Raw genomic sequence first — 16701 nt, 5'->3', positions numbered from 1 at the left:
GCAATGCTTGCGCCCTCCGGAGGGCGCAAGCATTGCGCCCCTACAGATACCTTCCTTTCAGTTAAACGGTTGGAGGATTTATATTTTGCAATTCCCTAACTCAATTCTATGAAAGTTATTGTCACCCTGCGGATTGAATCCGACAACGGATGTCTCATACCTCATTCCTCATTATTTTTCGGGATTGGCAATGGCATGGAGGACAGAACAAATCCAGAATCGCGAACCTGTTGGCTCTAGATCCCTAGGTTCAACCTCATGTTTTGAAGATGCGATCGCCGGTTCTGTGTCTTAGTTTTCCCCAAAATGTCCAGAAAATATTGGCGCTCATTATTGAATCGTCCAGATTTTTGGTCAACTTTACAACAATCGAGCGCCTTGGATGAGGAATCGAGTTTGAGCGGTCTCCAGAATCTACTGGACCTAACCCGGCTCCTCTTGATCGGTTTATTGATGATCCTCAATCGAGCTTGACTGGGGGTAGGGTACGGTGTAGTAGCTGGCAACCAAAGCCACCGCTAACCACCAGAGCATATTGACTTGGGGTCTATACCAGACCGTATCAAAGGCTCCGTGGGCCATCATCCCTAGGATAATCGCGATCGCTGCAATTAGCCAATACCCTTGAGAGCTGGCTTGGTCTCGCAGGCGCAGGATGTTACCGATCCCTTGGCGCAAGAGGACGAAAATCAGTCCTAAAAAGGCACTCAACCCAATGAATCCAGTTTCTACGGCGATTTCTAACGGCACGGAATAGGCGCTCAATGCGGTGTATTTGGGCCGCATATAGAGGGGGTAGATTTGGTTAAATGCAGTGTTGCCCGGACCGATCCCAATCACGGGGCGATCGCGAATCATTTCAAACACCGCATCCCAAACATTCATGCGGAAGTTATTGCTACTATCTTGGCGTCCCACTAACATACTGGCAGCCCGCTCTCGCACTGGCTCCACAAACAGCAGGGCCAGGATGATGACCCCGACGGTTGTTCCTAAGACAACGGGCATGGCCCATTTTCGCGAGGCTTCCGGTAGCTTGACACTCCCCCAATAGACCAACAGCAGAATCAGAGTAAATCCCCCCACGACTAAGCCAATCCATCCGCCTCGACTATAGGTAAGGACCAGACATAAAGTGTTGACTAGGGTCATGGTCACGGCGAGGGCCTTGGGGACCCATCCGCGCCAAGCAAAAATGGCTGCCACCCCCAGGAATACCGCAGGCAAGAGATAGGCAGCTAGGAGGTTCGGATTTCCCAGGTAACTATAAACCCGGGTTACTTTCGCCAATGGGGAGTTGGGATCGGTCCAAGTTGCCAAGGCATCGGCCCCAAATCGCCATTGGCGGATGCCGTAGATACTGACAAAAGTGGCAACGTGTAGGTAGAGGGCAATTACAAAGGAGCGTAATTTGGGCGATCGCAAGACCCGCGTCAGTAAGGCAAACAGGAGTAAATATAGGGTGAGTTTGGTCCAGCCGACAAAGGCGGCCTTTTTCACCGGAGACATGGCGGTAGCGACAGTGTTGATCCCCCAATACAGCAAAATTAGCAAGTGAACGGGGGTAAACCCTGTGTTGTCATCATCGGCTAAGGTGACTAAGACCCAGTAGGCCCCACAAGCGAGCAATAAGACGCCGATCAGGGCCGTGGAAACAAAAGGCCCCAAGAGAAAGAGTAATCCTACTAACAAGGCGGCGATCGGGTCAGCCCACTGGATCAAGAAGCTAGAGCGACGCAGAGGGGCCAAAATGCCGATCGCCTGGTGCAAGTAACTGGCGCTACTCCACTGATACAAGGATAAATTGGCACCCCAACTGAAGATTGGGGGAAACAGATTTCTCATAAAATTCAACACCCAATGGAACCCAACAATGAAAGTTTTCCTCTGATTTAAGCTGCCCCTACTATCGCCCAGGAACCCCGGGTTTTTCTTCGCCACGGCTTGAGTTTAACCCTGAACGGGAATGGCAGGCGATCGCCTGGAGGGACCCCCAAACGGCTCCCTCCGTATGATTGATCCCCAACCGGACCCAGGAGCAACCGACTTTATGGTTATCCAATCGCTCCCCTCGTTTTCCCGGTTTCTCCACTGGAAAATTCCCCGGACTCCTGTTTAATTCTGCCGTCGAACCCGGCGATCGTCGCGGAGTTATAGAGTCAGGACAGTCAGGACAATTTTGACGAATATAGCCCCTTGATCCGCCTAGAGCTTGGCCCTCAGAACCCACTAACCCCAGGCTGGATGAGTCAGCAACTTTTCGATGACCCGAACCCCACGCAATTGATTAGACAAAGGTAAATGACCTCGGGGAGCCGTTAAATCCCAGGTAAATTCCCCTGGATATCTCGTCCAGGTATTGCCACTTTTCCAGCCAATTTTAGGCCAGAGTTTGTCCCAATTTTTCCCGACTCCCAGCCAAATTTCCCGCTGGACAGACAGGCCAAATTTCCCCTCAGAATAAACCTGCCAAAGCCGATCTAGAGTTTGGAGGTCCTCCACCGGAAATTTATCAATCTCCGTGAAATACAGCCATTTTCTTTCCATTGCTTGAGGTCCGGCCAGTTCGCAGAGTTTTTGCATACTCACCCGGTCTGCTGCTTGATAATCCTGTTTGGCCAGCAGTTCTTGCACGAGGGAATAATCAATGCCGCGCAATGATTGCAGGGAAACCACCCCATTGGGATAGGCAGTTCCCAAAAAATCCGCCATTTCTAAAGAATCACTTTTCAGCAATACTTGATAGATTTTTCCATCAATGAAATTGACCGGACCCTTCGGACGCTCTTGCAAAAATTGCTTTAATATAATTAAGCCCGCTTCCCCAGTTGCGGCAATCTGTTCTATCAGTTGAAGCTGATTTTTCTCGGAGGCGGTTTTTAATTGAGATTCAAGGTCGGCTAGATTGGCGGAAGTTTCCGAGAGGGATGACGTTGTTGGTTCACTCATACAAAATTGTTGGATACCGAATTAACAAACAGGTATTTTACTGGATCTAAAAGTAGGAGGCTTCAATGGATTTAACCAGTAACTTCCTGGGCCATTAATTCTTTAATCCGAATAAAAAAACATAGAAGTCAAGAGAAACTGCTCCGGTTAACTCGAACAGTGCAGGATATTCCTGCCCCCTTTAAGGACAAGCGAATTCCGATCGGGTTGATGGACTTGAACATTAGGGTGCTGTTCAGGTTAGGGCTTGAGAATAGAAAGAATTATACCAGTAGTGGAGGTCGGAACTTCAATTTGACAAAGTTCAATGCGGCCCCCATAGCCTTGCACCGTTGGGGCTTCCGGGAGACTCTCTACAGTCCAGTCCCCACCTTTAACGTAAATATCCGGCTTGAGGGCCTCTAGTAGGGTAATGGCAGTGGGTTCGTTAAAAATAATCACCCCATCTACGGGTTGTAAGGCACAAAGCACTTCGGCTCGTTGGATTTCTGGGATAATGGGTCGCGCGGGCATACCGGGTTGGACGGGTTTGATGGTTTGGACCGAGCGATCGCTATTCAGACCGACCACTAGAGTCTGTCCCAGGGATTTGGCGGTTTGGAGGTAACGAACGTGACCCACATGAAGCAGATCGAAACAGCCATTGGTAAAGACCAAGGGCCGCCATTGTTCCGGGTGAGCGGCGATCGCCTCAACCAAGGTAGAAATCGTGTAAAGACCAGGAATCATGGGTTTTTCTAAAACAGCAAACAGCAAAAATTTGATACCCTCGGGTTCCGATCAAACCTAGTTCGGTTCATGTTCACTCCCCGGGCGATATCCATGTTCAAAAGCAAAGCGCACCAGTTGGGAGCGATTTTCTAACCCTAATTTACTCAAAATTCGACTCAGATGAGTCTGAACTGTCCGGGGACTAATCACCAACCGCGCTGCAATTTGTTTATTTGGATGACCTTGAATCACTTCCCAAAAGACTCGCGCTTCCGCAGGGGTCAGGGGCAGCGGTTCCGGTTGCATCGGGTTCAGGTCCTCGGATTCAACCCGATGGCGATGCCACCCATCTGCCGGATCGTGAATCGGTTGCACTGACTCTTCTTCGGTCCTAGGGGGCGCAGTTTGCGGGGTAAACTGCTGCATCAACCGGATCATCTCGGCGTGAATCCGTCGCGATCGCTCTAATTGTGCCTCGATTTTCGCCACTAACTCTAACGGTTCAAAGGGTTTAATCAAATAATCATCCGCCCCGATCGCGTGACCTTCTATGCGATCGTCCAGTTCTCCCTTACTCGACAAGAAGATAAACGGAACCAACTTCCCCGCAGGATTCGTGCGAAGACGCCGACAAAATTCAAATCCGTCCATCAACGGCATCATCACGTCTGATACCACCAAATCCGGTGGATCCCGCTTGAACAGGTTTAACGCTTCCACTCCTGAATCTGCTTCCTCAACTACAAATCCCTGTTTTTCCAAATGACGTTTCAGCATCATTCGCAGGGTTTTATCATCATCAACCACTAAAATTCGTTTCATCTGTGTGAGCCGCTACACCTAAGTTGCTGCTGGGTATCTCAGATAGGTTGACAGGTTTTGCTCTCATCATTCTAATCGCGCTCATCTTAGGGACTCCTGTGTGCAGATCTTCCAAGCCCTGAAGTTGCCACAGCCGGACCCCCCGCCCAAAGCGGTAATTACCCTTAACCCTACAGACCCGATCGTTTGCCTTGGGACTCAAGAGAGACTCAGTTCCCTTCCCTCCTACTGATTTAGGGTGTTCCAACAAATAAATCATCCAAATCCCGATGGTTAAGCACCTAACAAGACTCTTTTAGCCCGCGCAGGCGGGCTTTGTCCGTATAGCCCCAGGCTTTCCTAGCGGAACGCTTCGCGAACAGCCTGCGGGTTTTTTGAAGGTTTTATTTTTTGGAGTTCCCTTAGAGATACCCTCGAACTGATCACTCGGGTCATAAAGTGTTTGCTACAGGTCATCCTTAATTTTAGAATGTTCTTGTCGCAATTTGCCTCAAATCTGGCAGTTGGGATCACAGCAATGCGCGCTCGTATCCTAAACAATGAGCGATTTTAACCCAGGATGTCTCTAAATGCAACTTTTCTGATATTGCCCAAATCCATTTTAACTGATTCCATGCCTACTCTGCTCTGATTCAATCTGATAATTTTTCCTGGCCTATTATATTGGTTTGAAGCGTTACCCAATATTTGGCACTAAGCTAGGCTTCCATTTTAACAGCAAATTGCTGGAGTATAAAATATTTATACTCCCTTTTTAAGTCCTTAATTAAGATTCGATCCCAGCGGTTAAGGCCAGAAATGAGGCGAGTGTGCCTAACTTGGAAAGCATGAATAGCGCCGGTACAGTAGAGTCCATCCCTTGAGTTTTTACTTCCAGGCTTTGACTACTGAACCGACGCTTTAAGATGGGTAGACCTTAAAATACCGAACCGTCTGTTCTAGATTTTAAATAGGCTGTCTACCGGGAGAGGGTAGGGAAAAAAGATAAAGATAGAAGCAATGATAGAAGCAATTCGCCTATCAAAGCCCTACCCCTCCTTATGATAAATTACAAAATTACCGTAGGCGGATTCGGAACTAATCCCGAAATTTTTCCACCAATCATTGCTGATTGGTAATCAAACATCGTCCCGCCATATTGCATTAACACCCGCATCAGTTCCATTTCAGCTCGGCGGGGCAACATGGTTTTCCAGGCTTTCAATCCTTCCAAAATCGTAGAGGCATTAAACGATGCCCCCCGGCGATGGGCGGCAACTTCCTGATTCTCTCCTCGCCAATTTTGAGGGACATAACCCAGAGGAATTAACATTGATTTTTCGACTTGTTCGAGTAATAATTCCAGGCGTTTAAACCGTTGAACCTCGAAGTCGGTGGGGTGATTTTCCACCCACTGTTTGACCGTGCGATCGCTGATTACTTCGGTTTTGAGGCGTTGGATCGCGGCAAACAGGGATTGACTGGAATCTTTGACACAAGATGTAGCAGGAGTCACCACCGAGGCCCCGTTTCCCGGTCCGGTGCGATAGCGGGTTTCCATGAAGGCGAGTTCCTGGAGGATCGTTTGCAGGGGGTCAAACCGGCGATCGCCCAATTGGTAGGGGATCGTCAGTTCAGGAATACGAATCACTACATCAGAAACCGGCAAGGTGTACATCCACCCCCGCTTAAAACTCCCCATATACGAATGCCAACGATGAGCACCGGCAACCACCCCTTCCCGGTTATGTCCATATACTTGCCGATATACCAAATCAAAGCGTAAATTCCCCGTAAATTCATCGGCAATTACTTGGGCAAATCCAAAGGCAAAATGTCCCGGAACCAGCCCTAGGATAGCCCGATCGCCTCGTTCTCCTCCGCGCCAACCGAAGGTATGCACCACCAAGCCCATATCTCCTTTATACCACAATTCTCGCTGGCGTTTTTGCATCAAATCCGGCGATCGCTGATTGCCATAGAGGATACCCCCATTGTTATCCACCAGGGTGCGTTCCATGCGATGTAAGGGAATCTGTTCCCACTTGGTCTCTACAAAGTGCTGGCGAGTTTCTTCCCGTCCACTTAACATCCGCGTCGGCGCAAGGGAGAGGGCTGCTGCGGGTTCAATGGCCCCGACGATAAATAATCCCTCGGGATTGTGAGTGCCATAAATATACCAGCCCTCAGCATTGAGGGGAGAGGTTTCAAGGTCGATAATCGAACTTTGTTCCACCTGATGTCCCGGCTGTTGAAATCCGGCATCCGGCAGGGCGATCGTTTCTTCTTTCCCGTCAAAATTACGGGTTTGAGGATTATAGTGTCTAACGCGGTAGCGCTTGTCTCCTGCGGATGCCACAAACTGCACCAAGGCTTTTTGAACCCCGACAATTTGGAGGGGTTCATCCCCAATGCTCACAATCCAGGTATTTCCCACTTGTTCCACGGTTTGCACATCCAGTTCGACCTGGATATCATCATCGGGTCTAGCACCCGCCAGGGATTCTAAGGGGCTAACATTGGACCATCCCTCTAACCGGGTGGGGTGGATACTAAAATTCTCCATACTTTGACGAGTGGTTTCATCAAAGTGAATATCCGTAACCGCCCGGTTGATCCAGGTTTGATGAATTGAGTTGGAATGCCAGTTGAGCCAGACTGTTTGACCTTTGAGATGGCGGTAAGGTTCTGGGGTATTTTCGAGGGTGAGATAAACGCCGCCATCACTATGACGTTGTGCCAGGGAGGGTAGGATTAATTGTCCAGTCCATTGGGCGATCGGTCGGTATAGCTGACCACTGATTGAGTTCATGGTTGTCCTTGATCATTAAAGATGGGTAGAGAATATTCTTTTACGATTTACAAGAGGCGATCGCCGCTTCTGGAGAAAGTCGGCGATCGGTAAAAATTAGGGGTAGCAAAACAACCTGAGTTATATTTACTGTAAAATGATGCCGGATGAGAGATGGGGTGGGGAGCGCTTAAGGATTTTGATGGGGATTTCGAGGATTGCTCGCCGAGCACTCATGCTCAAAGACTGGACCCCACTGGGCGGACCCTCTATCGGGAGCGTCGAGATAACTTCTATCTGGAATTGCTGACAATGATGCCATTGTCGGAAATAACTCGGAAATAACTGCGATCGCCTATCGACTCTCCTCTGCGAGTCCGGATGAATGGCGTTGAAATTGCGCCCAAATTTGTTGAGAAGGATAGAGATTAACCCGTGCGGTTTGAACCGCGTTAGGGGAGCAACTGCTCAGAACCGGGAGCAATTTTCATCCCCTAGGAATGGGGAGGAATTTGGCATTAAAAAGAAAGACGCCCCTAAAAGGAGCGCCTTAATTGTCAGGACTAAAACAGTTCCCCTCTCGGGGCAAATCTTGGCAACCCAAACCGTTAAAAAAGCCAATCGGAATCCGAATACAGAGCACCGAGTGGTGTAGGATTCGGTTCCTGTTAAGTAGGGGTATTGGGTTGGGATTCAAAGATAGTCGCGTAGGACTGAAGGATGCTGTTAACTTGAGTAAGCATTTCTTTGCCCGAACTTTTACCCAGGGCGACTCTACCGGGGAATTCTGGGCGGTCCAGATACCGGGCGATCGCCTCCTCGACTTGTTTGGAGATGAGCTCTTGCAGTTCATCCTTGGCTCGAACCCGCTGATAGTTTGCGCCTTCCTCCGTGGTTGCATAAAGGGGAGGAAGTCGGTTGAGTGCATAAGCGGCAATATCGCCGACATCCAGGGTCCGATCGCTCGTTGCCTCAATTTCGGCAACCCGGGCGATCGCCTCAGAGAGCACTAACTCTTCCATGACATTAATAAACTGTTTCCGTGGTAAAACCACCACTTCTCCAGTTAAGAGCGACCCCATCAGGCGATCCAAAGCCATGTACTCTTCAATAGACAGTTCCGAGGCGGTGTTACAAATTCTGCCCACCTCAGCTTCCATTGCTGGCGTTAGATAACCATCTTGTAGTGCCTGTTCTACGATTTTTTCTATACTCATACTGCCTCGTTCTGCTCCACGGCACTTTTTTCAGTTGATCCAAGAGTTTCAAGGGGCGATCGCCTCATTGACAACTCTGCGATCGCCAGGACAACCCTGCATAGATCTTGCCCTACAATCCGCCCCAACCTAGCTCTACCTCCAGACAACTCCAGGATATCCCTAGTCAGGCGGCTTGACTGTACTCAATGCCTAATGAGAGTTATTCTACTCCCTCATATCGCCAGGGCACCGGATCGATGGATTGTCCATGAACGTATAATCCCCAGTGTAGGTGAGGTCCTGTGGAAGCGCCGGTTGACCCGACTGCCCCGATGACTTGACCCGCCTGCACCATATCGCCTTCCTGGACATCAATTCGACTCAGATGCAAATAAATGGAGGTCACACCTTGACCATGATCGATCCCCACCGTGTCTCCATGAATTTCAAATCCTTCCGCTTCCCGTCCCACCAAGGCGATTCGACCAGCAGCGGGAGCCACTACAGGAGAACCCTGGGATCCGGCATAGTCTACACCGCGATGGTAATAGTCATCGGCAAACACCCCATTGTAATACCGACGGACCCCATAGATCGTGGTAATCGGTCCGTTATTGGGGCGTAAAAATGCCCCATTCCAGAATTTCTCAGGGGTGACGAGTTTTTTAAATTCATCTACCCGGTCGAATTCCATATCGGTCCCTTCGAGGTCGTCTTTACCCGGGGGTAGCCAAATGGATTGGGTCTGAAACTGGCGATCGCGCACCCACACGGCAATATTGCGGGTTTGAGCATCCCCTGCCACCCGAATCTCCCATCGTCCCGCTTCACTTAACGGCGTCGTGGGGATCATCGCCCGATAGCGATTCCCCCCAATGGGAAAGGCGGGGACCGGACCATTGGGAGACATCACCGTGGGCGTCGCTGAATCTGAGGCGTCAGTGGAAATCACCACGGAGAGGGTATCCCCCAGTTGCGGATTCTCGGGTTCCACCTGGACTTCTAACGCTTGCACCGAGTTGGCAAGGGCTAAGAGTACCGAAACCGTCAATCCAATCACCGGGGCCGTTTTGGTTTTGACTTGTTGTTTTAGCCAGGGATTGGCCCCTCTGAAGAGCCAACCCAGCATCCCAGGGGCGATCGGATTTGAGCTATGCAGGTGAGTCATGATTCTTCTGTTTGTCTGTTTTAAGCGTGCTAGATAGACTTACGGGCGATCGCGTTAAGTTCCACATTTTATCACGCGGTTTTTGGGAGGATTTGTCATTGGCCATTTGTCATTTGTCCTTTGTCATTTGTCCTTGGAGGATGGAGGAGATTGGGGAGAAGTTCAACATCCCGCCTTCAGTCGTTCTCTTCGTTTGTAGTAACGACTTCAGTCGTTTCCCCCATCCTCCCCATCCTCCCCATCCTCCCCATCTCCCCATCCTCCCCATCTCCCCTATCCCCCCATCCTCCCCATCCCCCTCATGCTTCCTCAAAAAAATCGTTATCCTGAATTGTTATAACCCGTAACATTTCTCTCATTTTTGACAAACACCCGTGCAAGAAGACTTTAGACTCATCCTTGACTTAGTAACGATGCTGGCCGCTGCTGCTAGTGGTGGTTTATTCGCGTCCCTCCTGGGCCAACCGGCTATTTTGGGCTACTTACTGGGGGGAATCGTCGTGGGTCCTGCCGGTTTGGGATGGATCAAAGAACTGATTCAAGTGGAAACCCTGGCTCAATTTGGCGTGGCCCTACTATTATTTGCCCTGGGAGTTGAGTTTTCCTTTGCAGAACTTAAAAAAGTCAAAGGGATTAGTCTCGGGGGTGGCACTCTCCAGATTGTCTTAACCATTGCCGTCACCACCTTTGTTTCTCTGGTGATGGGTTGGTGTACCTCTTGGTCCCAGGGCGTGTTTTTGGGGGCGATTCTTTCCCTGTCCTCCACCGCTGTGGTCCTGAAATGTTTGATGGAACGCAACGAACTCCCCACCCTGCATGGTCAGGTGATGCTGGGGATTTTGGTGGTGCAAGATTTAGCCTTGGGGTTCATGTTAGCGGTGTTACCGGCCCTGAACGAACCTCCAGAGGAGATCGGGATGGCGGTGATTTCTGCGGTGGTGCGAATTGGTCTGTTTGCCGTAGCAGCAGTAGCGGTGGGATTATTTATCGTACCGCAGTTGTTGAGATTTCTGGCTAAAACCGAGAGTCAAGAACTGTTTTTACTCGGGGTGATTGCCTTATGTTTGGGCATTGCTTTAGTCACCTACTACCTGGGTTTTTCCATTGAAATGGGGGCCTTCGTTGCGGGGTTGATGATTTCTGAGGTGGAATATGCGGACCAAACCTTGACTTATGTAGAACCCCTGCGAGATATTTTGGCGGCCCTGTTTTTTGTGTCGGTGGGAATGCTGATTGACCCATTGTTTCTCTGGCAGAATCTGGAACTGATTCTGGGGTTAGTCTGTTTAGTGTTTGTGGGCAAATTTTTAATTATCACCCCGATTGTGACCAGCTTTGGCTATCCCCTTAGAACGGCGTTGATTGTGGGGTTGGGACTGGCGCAAATTGGGGAATTTTCCTTTGTGTTGACGGCCCAGGGACTGGCGACGGGGTTGGTTTCCCGTCCGGTGTATTTGTTGATTTTAGGGACGACTGCGGTAACTCTGGTGGTGACGCCATTTGTGTTGCGACTGGTGCCGAAATTGCTGGATTGGGCGGAGAATCAGGTCTGGTTGAAGGGATTTTTTGAGGATACCAGTGGTCCCCAGGCTGTTTCCGAGGAGATTCCTTTGCCCGATCGCGTGGTGGTTTGTGGATATGGACGGGTGGGTAAAAAAGTGGTCCAACTGCTGCAAGCGCATAACTATCCGTTGGTGGTGATTGATAGTTCCGAACGGGCGATCGGGCAACTGCGGGCGGCGGGAATTCCGTATATTTATGGGAATGCGGCATCGTTGCACGTTTTGGAAGCAGCGGGAGTGGATCAGGCGAAGGCGGTGGCGGTGGCCCTGCCGGACCCGATGAGTACGCGGTTGTGCCTGAAGCGATCGCTGGAGTTATCCCCGGAATTAGATGTGGTGGTCCAGGCGAACCAAGAAAAGGAGATTGAGCTTCTCTATCAATTGGGGGCCTCAGAGGTGGTGCAATCGGAATTTGAGGTGAGTTTAGAACTGGCGACTCATTTGTTACTCGGGGTGGGATTGCCGTTGCCGGGGATTCGGCGAGAAATCGAACAAATTCGCAGTCATCACTATTTAGAATTGCGTCCGGCGCGATCGCCTTCGGAAGTCTCCCGGGAGTTACAGGTGGCGGCATTAGATATGAACAGCAAATGGTATCCCCTACCGGAGGGGTCTCCGTTGGCGGGGATGACTTTAGAACAAACGGATCTGCGCCGACTCAGTGGGGTGAGTTTAATGGCAATTCGCCGCGCCAATGGAGAAGAAATCGACTATCCCACAGCGGATACCACCTTGGTGACGGGGGATAAACTCCTGGTGGTGGGACAAGGGGAAGAACTGACTACATTTGAGCAGTTAGCCCGAGGAGAGGTGGCGATTCCCAAAGAAAATCGCTCTTGTCAATGGCTGATGGTCCCCGAACAGAGTCCCATCACCGATAAAACCTTGGGGCAACTGGATTTGCGGGCGGAGTATGAGGTGCAGGTGCAAGCGATTCGCCGGGAAGGACAGTTTATTCGCTTTCCTCATGGAGGGACTCAGGTGCAAGGGGGCGATCGCCTGCTGCTGTGCGGCAGTCTCCTCTCCCTGAAACGCCTCCAACTGGGGTTGGCAACGAATCCGGGCCAATCGGGTCCCATTACGGTTACCCTGAGCAGAGCTCACCAAAGTGAACCGCTGAAGGAGGGGTTACCCAGCGATCGGGGCTAAGGGGGTCCGGTCGGGGTAAAATCAAGCCAGACCGGACAAGGGTCAAGATTTTGGCTTTAGATAAACAATGGAATGACGCCAGACGATGGTTTGTTTGTCGTAGTGATCCAGGATAGAAATGCAGTGTTTATCCTGCCAGAAAATTTTACCGGCTAACAAATCTCCGGTGACGAGTTTGAGTTCTATCTCGTGTTTGTCTTTAATGAAATTTTGAACTTGGCGAATGCTAGGTAAGTTAGTATCGAAGTCAGACATGATTGGGTCTCAACGAGAGAAAATTTGGCATCAAAATCGAAGTCCATCGGACAAAATTCAGGCAGGCCGGTTATTTTGTCCGATGTTAAGCGGTCAACCTGCTCTATGAGTCATGTTAACCTGTCCGAGAATCAACTCAGGCCCAGTCAGGATTCACACCCGGAATAGCCTTCAGGATGTGAGGGATGGGGACTGCGATCGCGCTTTTACCGAAGGATAAAGATTCCGGTCCCAAAAGTGGGAACTGTAACATCGGGTATTATCAAATAAAACCAGGACAAGAACCCGAACTTTTCGCGAGTACAAGCCATGACGTTAGAGTTTACCAAATATCAAGGTTTGGGAAATGATTTCATTCTGATTGACAACCGTCAGAACCAGGAACCTATGATAACGCCTTCCCAGGCCGAACAGTTATGCGATCGCAACTTTGGCATCGGTGCCGATGGGGTGATTTTTGCCCTTCCGCCTACGGAACCGGACACCGACTACACCATGCGGATTTATAACTCCGATGCCTCGGAACCGGAAATGTGCGGGAATGGCATCCGCTGTTTAGCCCGGTTTCTCGTGGACCTCGGCGTTCCCACCCGGAGTTCAGCGACGGGAACGGGAGAATATCGGATTCAGACCCAATCCGGGGTGATGACCCTAACCCTGAAATCCGATGGTCAAGTTAGGGTAGATATGGGCCTGCCACGGTTGCTGAGTTCAGAAATTCCCACAACCCTTTGTGCTCCGGAGGAAAAGGCGGTTAATGTCCCCTTATCCGTGGCCGGTAGGACCTGGGATGTGACCTGCGTCAGCATGGGAAATCCCCACTGCATTACCTTTGTAGAGGATGTGGATGCGGTGGATCTAGCGGTAGTTGGTCCTCAATTTGAGAATCACCCGGCCTTTCCCAAGCGGACTAATACGGAATTTATTCAAGTCATGGGGCGATCGCATCTCAAAATGCGAGTTTGGGAACGGGGTGCCGGTGCGACCCTGGCCTGTGGGACTGGGGCCTGTGCTACCTTAGTGGCTGGGGTCCTGACGGGTCGATGCGATCGCCAAGCGACCATCGAACTCCCCGGTGGCCCTCTCATCATCGAATGGTCTGAATCCGATGGCCGACTTTACATGACAGGTCCTGCCGAACGGGTATTTTCAGGCCGGATCTAGATCCGCGCCTACATCCAGATCGCAACACTAATCACAATACGGAGAACAGAGATGGGTGGAGGCATTTACCTCATACAAGATGAAGACCGGCTTGTAGAAATGATAGAACAAGCCTACGACAACGAAGATCGACTGCAAGAATTACTCGAAAAATATCCTAACCTGATCGCCGGAGACCAAATTGACCGCGCGACCCCTCGCCAATGGTTATTAATTTCCCGGGAAATGCCGCTTCCGGCAGAAGATGAAGTTAATGGTCAATGGTCCTTTGAACATTTATTTATCGACCAAAATGCCATTCCCACTTTAGTGGCTGTCAAACATACTCAAGATACCCGAATTCGCCGGGAAATTGTGGGTCAAATGTTAGACTATGCCGCCAATGTTTTAATTTATTGGCCCATTGAGTCCATCATTACTCAATTTGAATCCAATTGCCGCGATGTCGGTCGCGACCCTGAACAAGTCTTTGAAGAATTTCTCGGAGTCGATGCTCATGAAGACCGCTTCTGGGATAAAGTCAAAACCAACCTCCAAGCGGGCAAACTTCGATTAGTATTTGTCTCCGATGAAATTTCTCCTGAACTTAGACGAGTGGTCGAATTTCTCAATGAACAATTAGACCCGACCGAAGTCTTGGCCCTGGAAATTAAACAATATGTCAGCCAAGATGGACTTAAAACATTGGTTCCCCGAATCATTGGTCAAACCGCTGAAGCGCAACAGAAAAAAGCCAGTGCAACTCGCGAGAGACGTCGCTGGGATGAAGCGTCTTTCTTTCATGAATTTGAAACCCGCCAAGGTTATGAAGAAGCGCAAATGGCCCGCCAAATTCAACAATGGGTCCGACGCCACGAACCTGCCGTGGAAGTGGTCTGGGGAACGGGAGAACTCTATGGGGGTTTTCTGGCCAAATTAAAGCAAAAAGGTCGGAAATCTATTGCGTTATTTACCGTGGATATTTCTGGGGATTTTGTGATTTCTAGTAGCAGTTATGCCACTCAGCCCCCGTTTGATTCCCCAGAAAACTGGCAAGAATTGCGCTCTCGTTTCAGTTCGATTGGCTTGTCCCTTCCCGCTGATTCAAGTGAAACTCGATTACCGACTTTTCCCTTGTCTACTTTACAAGATGAAAGTGCCTTGCACCAGGTTCTGGAAACCTTTGAATGGATTGTGGAAAAAATCCAGTCTGGGAGTTAAAAATATACTTTCATCATCAAGGGTGGCGCAACTCTAATTAAGCCTGCATTCTCAAAAGCCGATTGGCGTTTTCAAGGGGGTTGGTGGGGAATTACAAGAATAGGTTTCTTACCCTCATGGTGATTAACCTTCCGGTCCCCTCCCCTTGGCAAGGGGAGGGTTAGGGTCTTACAACGGTAGGTTTTTTACCGAATGTTCAAGGATATAATACTGATGAAACAGGCCCCACCCCAACAGATGAGAGGAGCGTGCCTCTATCCTTGCGCTTAATGGAACCATGATAGAAGGAGAAACTAACCTTGCTAAAAAATGAATCCCTTAAACAGTGGATGAGAATAGTCAGCTCCCATATGCCCTCATTAACCATTCCTCAAGTACGAGGATTAGCCACTTGGAGCTTTGGGATGGTCATGACGCGCTCTTCGAGTATCACTGAGATCGCGAGGTTCATTGCTGATATCAATGATGAAAAAGCTAATACAGTAGAGTGTCGTTTGAAAGAATGGTACAAAGAAAAAAGTGCTAAAAAAAGGAAAAACCGAAGAGAATTAGACGTAACTTCCTGTTTTGGCCCTTTACTCAAGTGGGTAATTAGCTTATTTCCCAAGGAGACTACCCATCTACCATTTGCCTTGGATGCCACTAATATTAAGGATAAATTTACCGCTTTAACAATTAATGTTTTCTACAAAGGCTGTGCTATTCCGGTGGCCTGGAAAATCGGCAACCGAGGGGAGAAAGGCTCCTGGAAACCTATCTGGGAGTCGCTTTTGGGGAGTTTGCAATCCATTATTTCTCCGACAATTCAGGTGATAGTTTCCTCCGACCGAGGTCTATATGCTGATTGGCTTTATGATTTAATTAGGGAGGTCGGCTGGCATCCTTTTTTACGGATTAATCATCAAGGAAGTTTTCGTCTGAGCGGAGAATCTAATTGGAAACCTCTGACTACAGTCGTCCCCAAAGTAGGAACTTGTTGGGCGGGTGAAGTTGTATGTTTTAAAACTAATCCAATTCAAGCCACATTGCTCGCTCGTTGGGATGACGGGTATAAGGACCCTTGGCTGATTTTAACGGATTTTTCCCCAGTTGAAGGTCATTGTGAATGGTATGGAACCCGCTGTTGGATTGAGTGCGGTTACCGAGAAAATAAAAGTGATGGATGGTTATGGCAAAATACCCGCATGAGGGACCCTCTCAGGGCTGATAGACATTGGTGAGCTATGGCTGTTGCCACTTTATGGATGGTGTCCCTAGGGAGTCAACCCGATGTCCAACCCCCGCACAGTTCATTCGGGAGTCAACTGGATGTCCAACCCCCGCATAGTTCATCCCAGTCTGATTGCTCTAACCCCGTCGAGCCAGTAGACTCGACTGTGGTCAAACGCCCCCGTTCCATGTCTTGTTTTGCTAGGGGTTTACTCACTATTATCGCCGATTTAATTAAAGGGGTCCCGATTCGTTTGTTTCCTCTGATTCCTGACCCCTTACCTCTACATCCGGTCACTCTACCCCTCAATACTTGTTAATTGTAAAAAACCTACCGTTGTAAGAGGGTTAGGGTGGGGTCTGCGTGACGTGGCGGAGGCCACGTCACGCAGGATGAGCCGCGATTCCCTACGGGATAGCTTCGCTTACCGCGCCTGTATGGAGACGGGTCCAATTTCCTCATTAATAGACGAGATAGGGTCACTCCGACAGTCCAACCAACCATTCTTCGTTAATAGGCGATCGCCTATTAACGAGGACCCC

The 16701-nt window shown here is 49.7% G+C and carries 13 protein-coding genes; 5 read left to right on the top strand and 8 right to left on the bottom strand.

The genetic code is table 11. The features are described 5' to 3' along the window. Positions 1-447: 447 nt before the first annotated feature. From NG833_RS02705 to NG833_RS02675, 7 genes are all read right to left on the bottom strand, one after another. Positions 448-1845, bottom strand: coding sequence for an IctB family putative bicarbonate transporter (locus tag NG833_RS02705; protein ID WP_254563797.1), 1398 nt, complete (start codon positions 1843-1845; stop codon positions 448-450). Between the two features lie 384 nt (positions 1846-2229). Beyond that, positions 2230-2949 carry a GUN4 domain-containing protein gene (locus NG833_RS02700; protein ID WP_254563796.1) on the bottom strand — a complete coding sequence of 240 codons (720 nt, stop codon included), beginning with the start codon at positions 2947-2949 and terminating at the stop codon, positions 2230-2232. A gap of 240 nt (positions 2950-3189) precedes the next feature. Continuing rightward, positions 3190-3678: an adenylyltransferase/cytidyltransferase family protein gene (locus NG833_RS02695; RefSeq protein WP_254563798.1), complete on the bottom strand. Its 489-nt coding sequence runs from the start codon at positions 3676-3678 to the stop codon at positions 3190-3192. Positions 3679-3735: 57 nt separating this feature from the next. Continuing rightward, positions 3736-4482 carry a response regulator transcription factor gene (locus NG833_RS02690; protein WP_254563795.1) on the bottom strand — a complete coding sequence of 249 codons (747 nt, stop codon included), beginning with the start codon at positions 4480-4482 and terminating at the stop codon, positions 3736-3738. Between the two features lie 1048 nt (positions 4483-5530). Further along, positions 5531-7273 carry a hypothetical protein gene (locus tag NG833_RS02685; RefSeq protein ID WP_254563794.1) on the bottom strand — a complete coding sequence of 581 codons (1743 nt, stop codon included), beginning with the start codon at positions 7271-7273 and terminating at the stop codon, positions 5531-5533. A 647-nt stretch (positions 7274-7920) separates the two neighbouring features. Then, on the bottom strand, positions 7921-8469 hold the full coding sequence (locus tag NG833_RS02680; protein WP_254563793.1) for a late competence development ComFB family protein: 549 nt from the start codon (positions 8467-8469) through the stop codon (positions 7921-7923). 202 nt (positions 8470-8671) lie between these two features. Beyond that, positions 8672-9580: a M23 family metallopeptidase gene (locus NG833_RS02675; protein ID WP_375293872.1), complete on the bottom strand. Its 909-nt coding sequence runs from the start codon at positions 9578-9580 to the stop codon at positions 8672-8674. 413 nt (positions 9581-9993) lie between these two features. On the opposite strand from NG833_RS02675, the gene NG833_RS02670 reads away from it, so the two are divergent. Beyond that, positions 9994-12330: a cation:proton antiporter gene (locus tag NG833_RS02670; protein WP_254563791.1), complete on the top strand. Its 2337-nt coding sequence runs from the start codon at positions 9994-9996 to the stop codon at positions 12328-12330. 42 nt (positions 12331-12372) lie between these two features. On the opposite strand, the gene NG833_RS02665 is transcribed toward NG833_RS02670, so the two are convergent. Then, positions 12373-12585, bottom strand: coding sequence for an RNA chaperone Hfq (locus NG833_RS02665; protein WP_254563790.1), 213 nt, complete (start codon positions 12583-12585; stop codon positions 12373-12375). 309 nt (positions 12586-12894) lie between these two features. Between NG833_RS02665 and dapF the strand changes: the two genes are divergently transcribed. From dapF to NG833_RS02645, 4 genes are all read left to right on the top strand, one after another. Beyond that, positions 12895-13749: a diaminopimelate epimerase gene (gene dapF / locus NG833_RS02660; RefSeq protein ID WP_254563789.1), complete on the top strand. Its 855-nt coding sequence runs from the start codon at positions 12895-12897 to the stop codon at positions 13747-13749. Between the two features lie 51 nt (positions 13750-13800). Next, a complete protein-coding gene (locus NG833_RS02655; RefSeq protein WP_254563788.1) occupies positions 13801-14949 on the top strand; it encodes a hypothetical protein in 1149 nt (382 codons plus the stop codon). Between the two features lie 329 nt (positions 14950-15278). Beyond that, positions 15279-16169 carry a transposase gene (locus NG833_RS02650; RefSeq protein WP_254563787.1) on the top strand — a complete coding sequence of 297 codons (891 nt, stop codon included), beginning with the start codon at positions 15279-15281 and terminating at the stop codon, positions 16167-16169. Between the two features lie 3 nt (positions 16170-16172). Further along, positions 16173-16478, top strand: coding sequence for a hypothetical protein (locus NG833_RS02645; RefSeq protein ID WP_254563786.1), 306 nt, complete (start codon positions 16173-16175; stop codon positions 16476-16478). The last annotated feature ends 223 nt before the right edge of the window (positions 16479-16701 follow it).

Source organism: Oscillatoria sp. HE19RPO, assembly GCF_024220515.1.
GTDB lineage: Bacteria > Cyanobacteriota > Cyanobacteriia > Cyanobacteriales > Laspinemataceae > Laspinema.
The sequence above is the reverse complement of the archived record's forward strand: the minus strand, read 5'-3'. Positions and strand labels throughout refer to the sequence as shown.

Bases quoted from the DNA above. Each gene is read 5' to 3' on its own strand.
- NG833_RS02705 (WP_254563797.1), bottom strand. From the start codon at position 1,845: ATGAGAAATCTGTTTCCCCCAATCTTCAGTTGGGGTGCCAATTTATCC.
- NG833_RS02700 (WP_254563796.1), bottom strand. From the start codon at position 2,949: ATGAGTGAACCAACAACGTCATCCCTCTCGGAAACTTCCGCCAATCTA.
- NG833_RS02695 (WP_254563798.1), bottom strand. From the start codon at position 3,678: ATGATTCCTGGTCTTTACACGATTTCTACCTTGGTTGAGGCGATCGCC.
- NG833_RS02690 (WP_254563795.1), bottom strand. From the start codon at position 4,482: ATGAAACGAATTTTAGTGGTTGATGATGATAAAACCCTGCGAATGATG.
- NG833_RS02685 (WP_254563794.1), bottom strand. From the start codon at position 7,273: ATGAACTCAATCAGTGGTCAGCTATACCGACCGATCGCCCAATGGACT.
- NG833_RS02680 (WP_254563793.1), bottom strand. From the start codon at position 8,469: ATGAGTATAGAAAAAATCGTAGAACAGGCACTACAAGATGGTTATCTA.
- NG833_RS02675 (WP_375293872.1), bottom strand. From the start codon at position 9,580: ATGCTGGGTTGGCTCTTCAGAGGGGCCAATCCCTGGCTAAAACAACAA.
- NG833_RS02665 (WP_254563790.1), bottom strand. From the start codon at position 12,585: ATGTCTGACTTCGATACTAACTTACCTAGCATTCGCCAAGTTCAAAAT.
- dapF (WP_254563789.1), top strand. From the start codon at position 12,895: ATGACGTTAGAGTTTACCAAATATCAAGGTTTGGGAAATGATTTCATT.
- NG833_RS02655 (WP_254563788.1), top strand. From the start codon at position 13,801: ATGGGTGGAGGCATTTACCTCATACAAGATGAAGACCGGCTTGTAGAA.
- NG833_RS02650 (WP_254563787.1), top strand. From the start codon at position 15,279: ATGAGAATAGTCAGCTCCCATATGCCCTCATTAACCATTCCTCAAGTA.
- NG833_RS02645 (WP_254563786.1), top strand. From the start codon at position 16,173: ATGGCTGTTGCCACTTTATGGATGGTGTCCCTAGGGAGTCAACCCGAT.